Here is a 13,578-nt window from a genome sequence, read left to right as displayed (position 1 = left end):
AATTATTTGGCGGCCGAGGATGAACCGTCGGCGTGCCACTTAAAGACACCAAACTCAAATCCCTTCAGATCGCCTTTCTCATCCCAGTTCAGCGGCCCAATCACGGTGTTCGCCCCGTGTGCTTTTAAATCTTTCACCAGATCCAGCGGTTCTTTGCTGCCGGAGCGTTCCAGCGCGGTGGCCAGAGACTGTACGGCGGCGTAGGTGATCCAGACGTACGGACCACTCGGATCTTTCTTCTGCGCCTTGAGCGCATCCACGATAGCCTTGTTGGCCGGATCCTGGTCATAGCGTTTTGGCATCGTCACCAGCATGCCTTCAGCAGAATCCCCGGCGATGTTTGACAGAGAGGCATTGCCCACCCATAAACTGGGTTTTCAGACCGGTGGCGCGCGCCTGACGCAGCATCTGCCCCATCTCCGGGTAGTAGCCGCCGTAGTAAACAAAGTCGATATTCTCTTTTTGCAGGCGGGCGATCAGCGCGGAGAAGTCTTTCTCACCGGCGGTAATCCCGTCGAAAAAGACGATGTTTGCGCCGCCTTTTTTCAGGCCGTCCTGAACGGAGCGCGCCAGGCCTTCGCCGTACTGCTGCTTGTCATGAATAATGGCGATACGCTGCGGCTTGACGGTTTCAAGGATGTATTTGGCGGCGGTTGGCCCCTGAGAGGAGTCCAGCCCCGCGGTACGCATGATGTGCTGGTATCCGCGCTGGGTCAGCTCAGGGTTAGTGGCGCCAGGGGTGATCATCAGAATGCCTTCGTCTTCGTAGATATCAGACGCGGGCTGGGTGGACGACGAGCACAGGTGGCCGATCACATACTGGATGCCGTCGTTAACGATTTTGTTGGCGACCGCGACGGCCTGTTTCGGATCGCAGGCGTCGTCATATTCTACGCCCACCAGCTTGTCGCCTTTGATGCCGCCCTTAGCGTTGATGTCTTTGATGGCCTGGCGCGCACCGTTGAACTCCATATCACCCCACTGGGCAACAGGGCCGGACATCGCGCCCACTACCGCAACTTTAATGTCCTCCGCCATGGCGGCATGCGAGATCGACAGTGCGACCATCCCCGCGATTAACGTCTTCGCGTTCCTTTTCATCTCTGAATCCCCATTCGTGATGTCGTGTTTATATTTTGTTTTATTATGGTTAAAAAGCATTCTGTACTTTTAATGAACAACGCTATTTTTACCAGTGCCTTTAATGGTTTAGCGCATGCTTTTGTCAAAAACCAGACTAAAATCTCTATTTTTCAGGCGATTAAGCAAAGATAATATTCTGAAATCAGGCAGAGATAAACAAATAAAAGTGCAGTTTGCAGCATAAAATAACGGTACAAAGCGCCGAATAAATCACTACCATTCAGGTTAAAATTCTGCTTATTTTTCGATCCATGTGTTTTCAAACTGCCCATCGCGTTGCCAAAAAACTAATCACCTGGTTAATGAGAATAAAAAGAGGAAGCCGCTGAGTGAATAAATTGAGTACACTGCCTCTACTCAATTTGATTTGGACAAGTAGCTAATGAAACTGACTATCGTGCGTCTGGTGACCTTTAGCGACCAGGATCATATCGACCTGGGCAAGATCTGGCCGGAATATTCCCCTTCGTCGCTGCGCGTTGATGAGACCCACCGCATTTATGCCGCGCGTTTTAACGAGCGCCTGCTGGCTGCGGTTCGCGTCACCCTGAGCGGTACAGAAGGAGCGCTGGACTCACTGCGCGTTCGTGACGTCACCCGTCGTCGCGGCGTGGGACAGTATTTAATTGAAGAAGTGATCCGCGAAAACCCAAGCGTGACCTCATGGTGGATGGCCGACGTGGGCGTAGAAGACCGCGGCGTGATGGCAGCGTTTATGCAGGCGTTAGGCTTTACGGCACAGGAAAGCGGGTGGGAGAAGCGCTAAAAGAAAGCCGGGTGGCGGCTGCGCCTTACCCGGCCTACATTCTCCACTGTATTTTCCCAAGCATTTCGTGTTGCAGGAAGGCGGCAAGTTATGAAATCCCCGGGAGCTTACATAAGTAAGTGACCGGGGTTGAATAACGCAGCCAACGCACCTGCGGCGCGAAAGGAGACGGGAAAATTATTTTGCGTCTGTCGCCGTGCCATTGGCATGCCAGTCAAACACGCCGAACTCGAAGCCCTTCAGGTCGCCCTTCGCGTCCCAGGAGAGTGGCCCCATAACGGTCTGAACCGTATTCGCTTTAAGCCAGGTGGCAATTTCAGCCGGATCGGCTGACTGGTTCAGGCCTGCCTGCAGAGACTGCAGCGCCGCGTAGGTGGTCCAGACGAAAGCGCCGCTTGGATCCTGTTTCTTCGCCTTGATGGCATCTACGATAGGTTTGTTCGCAGGTACCTGGTCGTAGTTCTTCGGTTTGGTCACCAGCAGGCCTTCGGCTGATTCACCCGCGATGTTAGACAGAGAAACGTTCGCCACGCCTTCCGGGCCCATAAACTGGGTTTTCAGGCCCGCAGCGCGCGCCTGACGCAGGATCTGGCCCATTTCCGGATGGTAGCCGCCGTAGTATACGAAGTCGATATTCTCTTTCTTCAGACGCGCCACTAGGGTGGAGAAGTCTTTCTCACCGGCGGTGATACCGTCGAAGAACACCACGTCGGCATTGGCTTTCTTGAGGTTGTCCTGCACTGAACGCGCCAGACCTTCACCGTACTGCTGCTTGTCATGAACGATAGCAATGCGCTTCGGCTTCACTTTTTCAACGATGTATTTCGCCGCGGTTGGGCCCTGGTCAGAGTCCAGACCGGTGGTGCGCAGGGTCAGCTTGTATCCACGCGCAGTCAGCTCCGGTGCGGTCGCTGCCGGGGTGATCATCAGAATACCTTCGTCTTCGTAGATGTCAGACGCGGGCTGAGTAGAGGAAGAGCACAGGTGACCGATAACGTATTTGATCCCGTCGTTCACCACTTTGTTCGCGACCGCGACCGCTTGTTTCGGGTCACAGGCATCATCATATTTTACGATCTGCAGTTTTTCGCCTTTGATACCGCCCTTAGCATTAATGTCTGCAACCGCCTGTTCAGCGCCGGTAAATTCCTGGTCGCCGTACTGTGCTACCGGACCGGACATCGCGCCAACCACAGCCACCTTGATGTCTGCCTGTGCCATGGTGCTGAATGCCAACGCGATACATCCTGCCAGTAACGCTTTACCCTTCATGTTCATCCTGAGATTCCCCATTATTATGGTTATTACGATTGTTGTGATGTTGTTGTGCAGCGCTTTATGTCAGTTATAGGTGTGCTGTCCGCGCTTTTTCAGCATACTCTGCTAAAACATACCCGATTTTTATGATTTTGGAATAGCTAATTTGAAATGAATATATGATAAGCCCGGCAGGATTTACCGCCGGGCATGTGGCTTTAACGTGTCAGCGACGCGGAGATAATGTCCAGCGCTTTACGGAACTGCGCTTCAGGGATAGTCAGCGGATAGAGGAAACGAATGACGTTGCCGTAGACGCCGCAGCTCAGCAGAAGCAGCCCTTCCTGCAACGCGCGCTCCTGCACCTCACGGGTAAATTCCGGCGAAGGCTGGCCCGTTTGCGGGTCGTTAAACTCTACCGCCACCATCGAGCCCTGCCCGCGAATGTCAGCGATATACGGGCAGTGTTCCTTGGCTTTGTTGAGCACTTCCACCAGGTGATGGCCGAGATGCGCCGAGCGCGTGCAGAGATCTTCCTCGTCAATCACGTCCAGCACCGCGTGCGCTGCGGCAATCGCCAGCGGATTGCCCGCGTAGGTGCCGCCCAGCCCGCCCGGCGCAGGCGCGTCCATCACGTCGGCACGGCCCGATACCGCCGAGAGCGGCATCCCGCCCGCCAGGCTTTTTGCCATGGTGATCAGGTCCGGCTTCACGCAGTGGTGTTCCATCGAGAAAAGCTTGCCGGTGCGGGCGAAGCCGCTTTGCACCTCGTCAGCAATCAGCAAAATACCGTGGGTATCGCACAGGGCGCGAAGAGCCTGCATAAAATCAGCAGGCGCAATGTTGAAACCGCCCTCTCCCTGAACCGGTTCGAGAATAATCGCCGCGACCTGGTCAGGAGCAATATCCGCTTTAAAGATACGTTCCAGGCTTTTTAACGCCTCAGCGGTGCTGACGCCGTGCAGGTCATTCGGATACTGCGCGTGGTAAACCGAGCCGGGGAAGGGTCCGAAGCCGAGCTTGTACGGCGCAACTTTGCCGGTCAGCGCCATGGTCATAAAGGTGCGGCCGTGGAACGCGCCGCCGAAGGTGATAAGGCCAGGACGTTTGGTATAGGCGCGCGCAATTTTGACCGCGTTTTCGACCGCCTCAGCCCCCGTGGAGAAGAACGCCGTTTTGGCAGGACCTTCTACGGGCACGCGTTCGTTGATACGCTCGGCAAGCGCCACGTAGCCTTCGTACGGCACAATCTGGTAGGCCGTGTGGGTAAACGCGTGGAGTTGTTTTTCGATGGCGGAAATGACTTTGGGATGGCGATGGCCGGTATTCAGCACCGCGATCCCAGCGGCGAAGTCGATATACTCATTGCCTTCCACGTCCCACACCGTGGCGTTTTCGGCTTTATCGGCATAGAATTTACACATCACGCCGATGCCGCGCGGCGTCGCCTGTAAACGCCGGTCGTTCAGTTCGTTATTTTTCACCCTGTCCCCCTGAGAAAGTCGCCTGCTTAGCGCATCAGTAAGTGTTTGCCAGGGGGAGGAAATTAGCCAGAGCGGGCGCTAAAAAAACAAAACCCCCGAATTTGCATTCGAGGGTTCTCGGTGTACTTCGCGAAAATTACGCTTCGATAGCGGCGCGAAGTTTTTTCATGGCGTTCTTTTCAAGCTGACGCACACGTTCTGCAGAGACGCCGTAGCGGTCGGCCAGCTCCTGCAGCGTGGACTTGTTGTCTTCGTCCAGCCAGCGGGCGCGGATAATATCCTGGCTACGTTCGTCGAGGCCTTCCATCGCATGGGTCAGCTTGTTCGCGGCCTGATCTTCCCAGTTGTCCTCTTCGATGCCGTCAGCAAAATTAGAGGTTTTATCCTGCAGATACAGAACCGGCGCCATTGGCTGGCTGTCGGAGGCGTCATCGTCGGAGGACATATCAAAGGTCATGTCCTGCGCGGCCATACGGGATTCCATCTCACGCACGTCTTTGCTGGATACGCCCAGCTCGCGCGCCACCATTTCCACTTCGTCCTGATTGAACCAGCCCAGACGCTGCTTGGTTTTACGCAGGTTGAAGAACAGTTTACGTTGCGCTTTTGTCGTGGCGACTTTCACGATACGCCAGTTGCGCAGCACGTATTCATGAATTTCTGCCTTGATCCAGTGTACGGCGAAGGAGACGAGTCGCACACCCACTTCCGGGTTGAAGCGACGCACAGCCTTCATCAGGCCGATGTTGCCTTCCTGAATCAAGTCCGCCTGCGGCAGGCCATAGCCCGCATAATTACGAGCAATGTGAACAACAAAGCGCAGGTGAGACAGGATCAGCTTTTTCGCTGCTTCCAGATCGCCCTGGTAATGCAGCTTTTCAGCAAGCTCCTTTTCTTCCTCGGCCGTTAACATCGGCCAGGTGTTCGCAGCCCGGATATAAGATTCCAGGTTACCAACAGGGGCTAAAGCTAAAGTTTGCATTTCTTTGGTCATTCATTCCTCTCAGTATTTCTTCTGGTCCAGGCTGTCCCCGTCAGGCAACAACCATGCCAAAGCGTTTGAGCAACGAGATTAGCATTCACTCTTTTATCAGACAGTGATTTTATCCACAAGTTCCAGGTGCAACGGTGAATAAACTACGCACAAAATGTGACATGGAGATGATAACAGGGGAAGAGACAACAGGGACGCTTTCCCTGCAGAGCGAACATCTCGGTGCAGGGAAAGATTATATCACGCTTTTATTAGTCGGGAGTAAAGTGACGTAAATGTTGAACGGTTGCCAGCCACGCTGCCACCCACCCAATCATCGAACACACCAGCAGCAGTAACAGGCACTCATCGAACCCTAAGCCACTGATATCAAACTTCGTTCCGAAAACCTGCGCCACTTCAGTCACGGCAGAGGAAAGCCGCATCACCAAAATTTCTGACAATATCAGTGAAAGAAATGCGCCGGAAAAACCGAGCAGTGCGCCACCGTAAAGGAACGGACGGAGGATGAAACCATCCGTCGCACCAATCAGTTTCTGCACGTTGATGGTATCGCGACGGGCGAAAATGCTCAGGCGCACGCTGTTGCCGATGACGAGGAAGACCGCCGCCACCATCAGCACGCCAATCATCGCCGCGACGCGGCCTACCAGCCCGGTGAGAGCAGAAAGGCGCGCAAACCAGCTGTCATCCATGCGCACTTCATCAATGCCCTTAATGCGCGTGATGCGATCGCGCAGGGTGTTAAGCGACTCGGTCCCCTGGAAATCCAGCTTCGGGATTACCACCGCCACGGCGGGCAGCGGGTTCTCTTCGAGCATATCCAGCGCGCCGCCAAAGCCAGACCAGTTACGGAACTCGCCCAGCGCGTCTTCACGTGAGAGATAGTTGACCTTCTCTACGCCCTGCTCGGCCTGAATTTGCCCAACCACCTGCGCAGCCGCGTTATCGTCGAGCGCTTTATCCAGATAGACCGTGATCTGCGGGGACGGATAATACTGTGAGGCCGCCTGGGTGACGTTTTTATAGACCATATAGCAGACGCTCGGCAGCGTGAGGGAGATGGCAATCACCATCACCGTCAGGAACGTCGCCAGCGGTTTGCTTTTCAGGTCCTGCAGCGCGCCGTGGAACGCGTAGCGCACCTGCTCGTTAAACACGTTGGTTTTACGGGAGGCCGGTTTTGGCGCGGCCTTCTGGCGCTTCGGCGCATTACGATTGCCGTCCCCCCCGCCCTGCGGCTTACGGAAACGGTCAAACCGGTTCCCGAACTGCCGAATCTGGTTTATTGCATCACGCTTATTCACCGTGGCCTCCGTGCAAATGACCGTCGCTCAGGGTCAGCATGCGGTACGAACGACGGGAAATCAGCCCGATGTCGTGCGTTGCCATCAATACGGTGACCCCTACGCGGTTAAATTCCTCAAACAGACGCAAAATCCCTTCTGACAGAGCATCGTCCAGGTTACCGGTCGGTTCATCCGCCAGCAGCACCGCAGGCTTGTTCACCACCGCGCGGGCGATACCCACACGCTGCTGTTCACCGCCGGAGAGCTGGATCGGGAAGTTCTTCGCTTTGTCCAGTAGCCCGACCTTATCCAGCGCCGCAGAGACGCGGCGGCGGATATCGTCATAGCTGGCGCCGGCAATAATCAGCGGAATGGCCACGTTATCGAAAACGGTGCGATCCATCAGCAGATGGTGATCCTGGAAAATCATGCCGATCTGGCGACGCAGGAACGGCACCTCACGGTTTTTCAGGCGGCTGATCTCATGGCCGCTGAAAAAGATCTTCCCGGCGCTTGGTCGCTCGATCCCACAGATAAGCTTGAGCAGGGTACTTTTCCCCGCGCCGGAATGGCCGGTCAGGAATGCCATCTCGCCCGGCTGCAGGTGGAATGTGACCCCCTGCAGCGCTTGTCTCCCACCGAGATAGGCCTTGCTGACGTGTTCAAAGCGAATCATTGTTAGTCCTCTCGGGCAAATAATGCCTCAATAAAGTCGTCCGCCTTAAACGGACGTAAATCCTCAATACGCTCGCCCACACCGATGTAACGGATAGGAATGCCGAACTGGTCAGCCACGGAGAAAATCACCCCGCCTTTCGCGGTGCCGTCCAGTTTGGTCAGCGTGATCCCCGTCAGTCCTACCGCTTCATGGAACAGCTTCGCCTGGCTGATGGCGTTCTGTCCGGTGCTGGCATCAATGGTCAGCATAATTTCATGCGGTGCGTCTTCGTCCAGCTTCTTCATGACGCGAACGATTTTCTTCAATTCTTCCATCAGGTGCGATTTGTTCTGCAAACGCCCTGCGGTATCGGCAATCAGCACGTCCACGTTGCGCGCCTTCGCCGCCTGGATGGCGTCAAAGATCACGGACGCGGAATCCGCGCCGGTATGCTGGGCAATCACCGGAATGTTGTTGCGCTGGCCCCACACCTGCAGCTGCTCAACCGCCGCTGCACGGAAGGTATCGCCCGCCGCCAGCATCACCGATTTGCCCTGCTGCTCGAACTGGCGCGCCAGCTTGCCGATGGTGGTGGTTTTACCCACGCCGTTCACGCCGACCATCAGAATAACAAATGGCGTTTTGCCTTCAATATTAAGCGGTTCGTCAACTTTTGCGAGAATTTCACCCATCTCGTCTTTCAGCAGACCATACAGCGCTTCGGCGTCGCGCAGCTGTTTGCGGCTCGCCCCTTCGGTCAGATTGGCGATGATCTTACGGGTAGTTTCTACCCCAACGTCAGCAATCAGCAGTTGTTCTTCCAGCTCTTCAAACAGATCGTCGTCGATCTTCTTGCCGCGGAACAGACTGATAAATCCGGAACCTAAGTTTTCTTTGGTTTTAAGCAGGCTGCGCTTCAGGCGCGCGAAGAAACCTTCTTTGGTCGGTTTTTCCTGCTCCTGAACGATCTCGTCTTCGGCCTGCTCTTCTACCGGCACAACGATGACCGCTTCTTCAGCTGCCTCCGCCGCCAGCGCCTGGGCTTCCAGCTCGTCGTCGGTCAGCTCTGGCTCAAGCGCCGCTTCTTCTTCCACCGCCTCAACGATTTCAACGGTTTCAACGGTTTCCGCTTCGGCCTGCCACTCTTCGGCAGACACCGCTTCGTCTTTGACCTCTTCCGGCAGCGGAAGCTCTTCGTGTTCGATAGCGGCCTGTGGCGCTTCGGTAACGGCTTCGACGACAACCGGTTCTGGCTTCTCGTTCTCCTGAACCTGTTCAGTGACTTCAATCACCTCTTGTGCAAAGGATTCAATTTCTTCTTTGCTGTGCGCCGTTTCTTCCGCTTCGACAACCGCGGCGGTTTCTACAGGCGTTTCAGGCTGCGACTGCTCTTCAACGGCTTGTTGCTCTTCGGTTTTCTGTTCTGTTTCTTGCTCTTTTTCACCGAAGCCCAGCCAGGAAAAGAAGCCACGTTTTTTTTGTTTTGCCATCTGCGACTACACTCCTCGCGGCGCTATATACATGGAAGCTAAAAAAATGATGAAATAGTCTAACACTTTACTTAATTGACATCACCGCCCGCAATCGCAGGCCAATTGTTAACAGAGCTTTCCTGAGATGAAGAAACCCAACCGCGCCCCGGCCGGTCAAATTCGTATTATCGGCGGTCAGTGGCGAGGCCGGAAATTACCGGTGCCGGACAGCCCCGGTTTACGCCCAACTACCGACCGCGTGCGCGAGACGCTGTTTAACTGGCTGGCTCCGTCTATGGTAGACGCCCACTGTCTGGACTGCTTCGCAGGAAGTGGCGCCCTCGGGCTGGAAGCGCTGTCGCGCTATGCCGCCAGCGCCACGCTGCTGGAGATGGAGCGCGGCGTTGCGCAGACGCTGCAGCAAAATCTGGCGACGCTGAAGGCGAGCAACGCCAAAGTGGTGAACACCAACACGCTGAGCTTCCTCACGCAAAAGGGCACGCCGCATAACGTGGTGTTTGTCGACCCGCCGTTCCGCAAGGGGCTGCTTGAAGAGACGTTATCCCTGCTGGAGCAAAACGGCTGGCTGGCGGATGACGCGCTAATTTATGTTGAAAGCGAAGTGGAAAACGGTTTACCGCCGGTTCCCGCCCACTGGGATCTGCACCGTGAAAAAGTGGCAGGTCAGGTTGCTTATCGTCTTTATCACCGTCAGGCACAAGGAGGATCCGATGCCGGTACTGATTAACCTGGGACGCTTGCTGATGCTGGGCGTCTGGGCGTTCTTGATTCTGAATCTGGTGCACCCGTTCCCGCGCCCGATGAACATTTTCGTTAACGTGGCGCTGATTTTCACGTCGTTTATGCACGCCCTTCAGATGGTGATGCTGAAAAACGGCCTGCCGAAAGACGGCCCGCAGATGACGGGCTGGCAGCAGCTGCGCGTCTTTATTTTCGGCGTGTTTGAGCTGCTGGTGTGGATGAAGAAGTTTAAGGCGCAGGTGAAGAAGTAAGGTGCGGCCTGATGCCTCACCTTTACCCTCTCCCACAGGGAGAGGGAACCGATCGCGCCTTATTCAGGCGTAAAACCTTCGAATCGCGACCCTTTGTAGCTCAGCGTTCCTTTCTCTCCCACCGTCAGCTGATGGTACTGTTGCGCCTCCAGGCGGAAGGTCATCTCAAGGCCGCCCGTTTCCGGCTTAAAGCTCGCTTCATAGCGCATTGTTGTGCCCGCAGGCGTCACCTGCTGCTGGCGCGAGCGGCGGTCGTTGAGCGGTTTTTCGCGTTTGTTCGTCACCACCACGCGCTTTTGCATCAGCGGTGCGGCATCGTTATCCGCCTTCTCGCGGCGCTGCTGCACGAAACGAAACGAGGCGGCAATGACGATAATCGCCACCACGATAATGAAAAAAAGCGGCATCTTGCTCATTGAAAAATCCCATCAGATTATGCGGAATTCAGGATACCTTGCCTTCCCCACCATTGCCAAACGCCCGCCCGCGTCACTACACTGGATCAGAAACTGATTATTCAGGCTTAACAGATACAGGGAGTTAATATGCTTTGGTCATTTATCGCTGTCTGTTTTTCCGCATGGCTTTATGTCGATGCGTCGTACCGTGGTCCCACCTGGCAGCGCTGGTTGTTTAAACCGGTCACGCTGTTGCTCCTGCTGCTGCTGGCCTGGCAAGCGCCAATGTTTAACGCCGTCAGCTATCTGGTGCTCGCCGGGCTTTGCGCCTCTCTGATTGGCGATGCCCTGACCCTGCTGCCGCGCCAGCGCCTGCTGTATGCCGTAGGGGCATTTTTCCTGTCGCATCTGCTGTATACCATCTACTTCGCCAGCCAGATGACGCTCTCTTTCTTCTGGCCGCTGCCGCTGGTCCTGCTGGTGATTGGCGCCCTGCTGATCGCGGTGATCTGGTCGCGTCTGGAAGAGATGCGTTTGCCGGTTTGTACGTTTATCGCCATGACGCTGGTAATGGTATGGCTGGCTGGTGAACTGTGGTTCTTCCGTCCGACCGCTCCGGCGATGTCAGCGTTCTTCGGCGCCGCACTGCTGCTGATCGGTAACGTCGTCTGGCTGGGCAGCCACTATCGCCGCCGCTTCCGGGCGGATAACGCGATTGCCGCCGCCTGTTACTTTGCCGGGCATTTCCTGATTGTGCGTTCGCTGTATATCTAAATAGCGCTTGACTCTGGAGTCGACTCCAGAGTGTATGCTGCGGTTAATGAGAAAATTATCATTGCCGGAGACTGCCATGTCGACTCCAGAAATACCTAAAAAAGTTCCTCAATTCTCGGCACTTAAGCTCAGCCCGGTTCCGTCGAAAGACGACTGCTGCTGCGAAGGCGCGTGCGAAACGCAAACTCAACCCCTTCCTGAAAGCGGCAACCGCTACAGCTGGGTCGTCAACGACATGGACTGCGCCGCCTGCGCGCGCAAAGTGGAAAACGCCGTCAAACAGGTGCCGGGCGTGAGTCACGTTCAGGTGCTGTTCGCCACCGAAAAGCTGCTGGTTAGCGCCGATAACGACGTCAGCAAGCAGGTTGAAGCCGCCGTCAGCAAGGCAGGTTATACCCTGCGCAGCGAAACGGCGCCCGTTGAAAAAGTCTCCTCCCTGAAAGAAAACCTGCCGCTCATTACCCTCATCATCATGATGTCCCTGAGCTGGGGTCTGGAGCAGATTAACCACCCGTTCGGCAATCTGGCGTTTATCGCCACCACCCTGGTCGGTCTGTTCCCGATTGCCCGTCAGGCGCTGCGCCTGATGAAAAGCGGCAGCTGGTTTGCCATCGAAACGCTGATGAGCGTGGCGGCCATCGGCGCGCTGTTCATTGGCGCGACGGCAGAAGCGGCGATGGTGCTGCTGCTGTTCTTAATCGGCGAACGTCTTGAGGGCTGGGCGGCGAGCCGGGCGCGTAAAGGGGTCAGCGCGCTGATGGCGCTGAAGCCGGAAACCGCCATTCGCGTGGTAAACGGTACGCGTGAAACGGTCGCCATCACTACGCTGCGTCCGGGCGACGTGATAGAAGTCGCGGCAGGCGGACGCCTGCCTGCAGACGGCGCGCTGCTTACCGCCACCGCAAGCTTTGATGAAAGCGCCCTGACCGGCGAGTCCATTCCGGTTGAACGTGAGGCGGGTGAAAAAGTGCCTGCAGGCGCCACCAGCGTCGATCGTCTGGTACAGCTCACCGTGCTTTCCGAGCCGGGTGACAGCGCCATCGACCGTATCCTGAAGCTGATTGAAGAGGCTGAGGAGCGCCGCGCGCCGGTCGAACGCTTTATCGATCGCTTCAGCCGGATCTACACGCCCGCCATTATGCTGGTTGCCCTGCTGGTCACCGTCGTCCCACCGCTGTTCTTTGGCGCGCCGTGGGAGGGCTGGATTTATAAAGGGCTGACGCTGCTTCTGATCGGCTGCCCATGCGCGCTGGTGATTTCCACCCCGGCGGCGATTACGTCCGGTCTGGCGGCTGCGGCACGTCGCGGGGCGCTGATTAAGGGCGGCGCGGCGCTGGAGCAGCTCAGCCAGGTCCAGCATATCGCTTTTGATAAAACCGGTACGCTGACCGTGGGCAAGCCGCAGGTGACCGGCGTGTATCCGCAGGATATCAGTGAGGATGAACTGCTGACCCTGGCCGCCGCCGTTGAACAGGGCTCCACCCATCCGCTGGCGCAGGCGATTGTGCGTGAAGCGCAGTCGCGCGGACTAAACATACCTCCGGCAACCGCCCAGCGGGCGCTGGTAGGGTCAGGGATTGAGGCCACCGTTGACGGTAAAAAGGTGCTGATTGTCGCGGCTGGCAAGTCTTCTACTCCAGAGGTGGAGACGTTAGAACAGACCGGACAGACGGTCGTGACCGTCATGCAGGACGGTACCGCAAAAGGGATGCTGGCGCTACGCGACACCCTGCGCGATGACGCAAAAGAAGCCGTGGCGGCGCTGCATCAGCTGGGCGTGAAGGGCGTGATTCTCACCGGTGATAACCCTCGCGCGGCGGCAGCGATTGCCGGTGAGCTAGGGCTGGCGTTTAAAGCCGGATTGCTGCCTGCGGATAAGGTCAGCGCGGTGACGGAGCTGAACGATCAGGCGCCGCTGGCGATGGTCGGTGACGGGATTAACGATGCCCCGGCGATGAAAGCGTCCACCATTGGTATTGCGATGGGTAGCGGTACCGACGTGGCGCTGGAGACCGCCGACGCGGCGCTGACCCACAACCGCCTGACCGGACTGGCCCAGATGATCGATCTTGCGCGCGCAACGCGAGCCAATATCCTTCAGAACATCGGCATCGCGCTCGGGCTGAAGGGAATTTTCCTAGTGACGACCCTGCTCGGCATGACCGGACTGTGGCTGGCGGTGCTGGCGGATACCGGGGCAACGGTGCTGGTGACGGCGAACGCGCTCCGGCTGCTGCGCCGCCGGTAAAAAAACGCCCGGTGGCGCTAACGCTTACCGGGCCTATATGTCCTGCCAGATCGTAGGTCGGGTAAGGCGAAGCCGCCACCCG

The 13,578-nt window shown here is 56.6% G+C and carries 12 protein-coding genes and 1 pseudogene; 5 read left to right on the top strand and 8 right to left on the bottom strand.

Annotated elements, in window-relative coordinates; all coding sequences use genetic code 11:
- Positions 1-2: 2 nt before the first annotated feature.
- Positions 3-1,101: pseudogene (gene livK / locus KGP22_RS01280) on the bottom strand (high-affinity branched-chain amino acid ABC transporter substrate-binding protein LivK).
- A gap of 424 nt (positions 1,102-1,525) precedes the next feature.
- Between livK and panM the strand changes: the two are divergent.
- Positions 1,526-1,909: an aspartate 1-decarboxylase autocleavage activator PanM gene (gene panM, locus KGP22_RS01275; RefSeq protein ID WP_023334145.1), complete on the top strand. Its 384-nt coding sequence runs from the start codon at positions 1,526-1,528 to the stop codon at positions 1,907-1,909.
- A gap of 177 nt (positions 1,910-2,086) precedes the next feature.
- On the opposite strand, the gene livJ is transcribed toward panM, so the two are convergent.
- The 6 genes from livJ to ftsY all read right to left on the bottom strand — a co-directional run bounded on the left by livJ (position 2,087) and on the right by ftsY (position 9,081).
- Positions 2,087-3,187: a branched chain amino acid ABC transporter substrate-binding protein LivJ gene (gene livJ, locus KGP22_RS01270; RefSeq protein WP_074147346.1), complete on the bottom strand. Its 1,101-nt coding sequence runs from the start codon at positions 3,185-3,187 to the stop codon at positions 2,087-2,089.
- Positions 3,188-3,384: 197 nt separating this feature from the next.
- Complete coding sequence (locus KGP22_RS01265; RefSeq protein WP_223580973.1) at positions 3,385-4,650, bottom strand: 4-aminobutyrate--2-oxoglutarate transaminase; 1,266 nt, start codon at positions 4,648-4,650, stop codon at positions 3,385-3,387.
- Positions 4,651-4,786: 136 nt separating this feature from the next.
- Positions 4,787-5,644, bottom strand: a complete 858-nt coding sequence (rpoH, locus tag KGP22_RS01260) for an RNA polymerase sigma factor RpoH (protein WP_028015143.1) — start codon at positions 5,642-5,644, stop codon at positions 4,787-4,789.
- A gap of 251 nt (positions 5,645-5,895) precedes the next feature.
- A complete protein-coding gene (ftsX, locus tag KGP22_RS01255; protein WP_223580972.1) occupies positions 5,896-6,951 on the bottom strand; it encodes a permease-like cell division protein FtsX in 1,056 nt (351 codons plus the stop codon).
- Entirely contained in the window at positions 6,944-7,609 is a 666-nt protein-coding gene (ftsE, locus tag KGP22_RS01250) for a cell division ATP-binding protein FtsE (RefSeq protein ID WP_045402529.1), read from the bottom strand. Before ftsE ends, ftsX begins: the two co-directional genes overlap by 8 nt.
- Positions 7,610-7,611: 2 nt before the next feature.
- Positions 7,612-9,081 carry a signal recognition particle-docking protein FtsY gene (gene ftsY, locus KGP22_RS01245; RefSeq protein WP_223580971.1) on the bottom strand — a complete coding sequence of 490 codons (1,470 nt, stop codon included), beginning with the start codon at positions 9,079-9,081 and terminating at the stop codon, positions 7,612-7,614.
- 127 nt (positions 9,082-9,208) lie between these two features.
- On the opposite strand from ftsY, the gene rsmD reads away from it, so the two are divergent.
- Entirely contained in the window at positions 9,209-9,811 is a 603-nt protein-coding gene (gene rsmD / locus KGP22_RS01240; RefSeq protein WP_223580970.1) for a 16S rRNA (guanine(966)-N(2))-methyltransferase, read from the top strand.
- The gene (locus KGP22_RS01235; RefSeq protein WP_010436509.1) at positions 9,795-10,076 is read left to right on the top strand and encodes a DUF1145 family protein; all 282 of its coding nucleotides are present in this window, start codon (positions 9,795-9,797) and stop codon (positions 10,074-10,076) included. Before rsmD ends, KGP22_RS01235 begins: the two co-directional genes overlap by 17 nt.
- 59 nt (positions 10,077-10,135) lie before the next feature.
- On the opposite strand, the gene KGP22_RS01230 is transcribed toward KGP22_RS01235, so the two are convergent.
- Positions 10,136-10,492 carry a DUF2500 domain-containing protein gene (locus KGP22_RS01230; RefSeq protein WP_149367209.1) on the bottom strand — a complete coding sequence of 119 codons (357 nt, stop codon included), beginning with the start codon at positions 10,490-10,492 and terminating at the stop codon, positions 10,136-10,138.
- 129 nt (positions 10,493-10,621) lie between these two features.
- Here KGP22_RS01230 and KGP22_RS01225 point away from each other — a divergent pair, with 129 nt between their 5' ends.
- A complete protein-coding gene (locus tag KGP22_RS01225) occupies positions 10,622-11,248 on the top strand; it encodes a lysoplasmalogenase (RefSeq protein WP_024906687.1) in 627 nt (208 codons plus the stop codon).
- Positions 11,249-11,324: 76 nt separating this feature from the next.
- Positions 11,325-13,496 carry a Zn(II)/Cd(II)/Pb(II) translocating P-type ATPase ZntA gene (zntA, locus tag KGP22_RS01220; RefSeq protein WP_223580969.1) on the top strand — a complete coding sequence of 724 codons (2,172 nt, stop codon included), beginning with the start codon at positions 11,325-11,327 and terminating at the stop codon, positions 13,494-13,496.
- The last annotated feature ends 82 nt before the right edge of the window (positions 13,497-13,578 follow it).

It is taken from the genome of Enterobacter sp. JBIWA005, assembly GCF_019968805.1.
Classification (GTDB): Bacteria; Pseudomonadota; Gammaproteobacteria; order Enterobacterales; family Enterobacteriaceae; genus Enterobacter; species Enterobacter vonholyi.
Note: the sequence above shows the minus strand (reverse complement) of the source record. Positions and strands in the feature narration are given on the sequence as shown.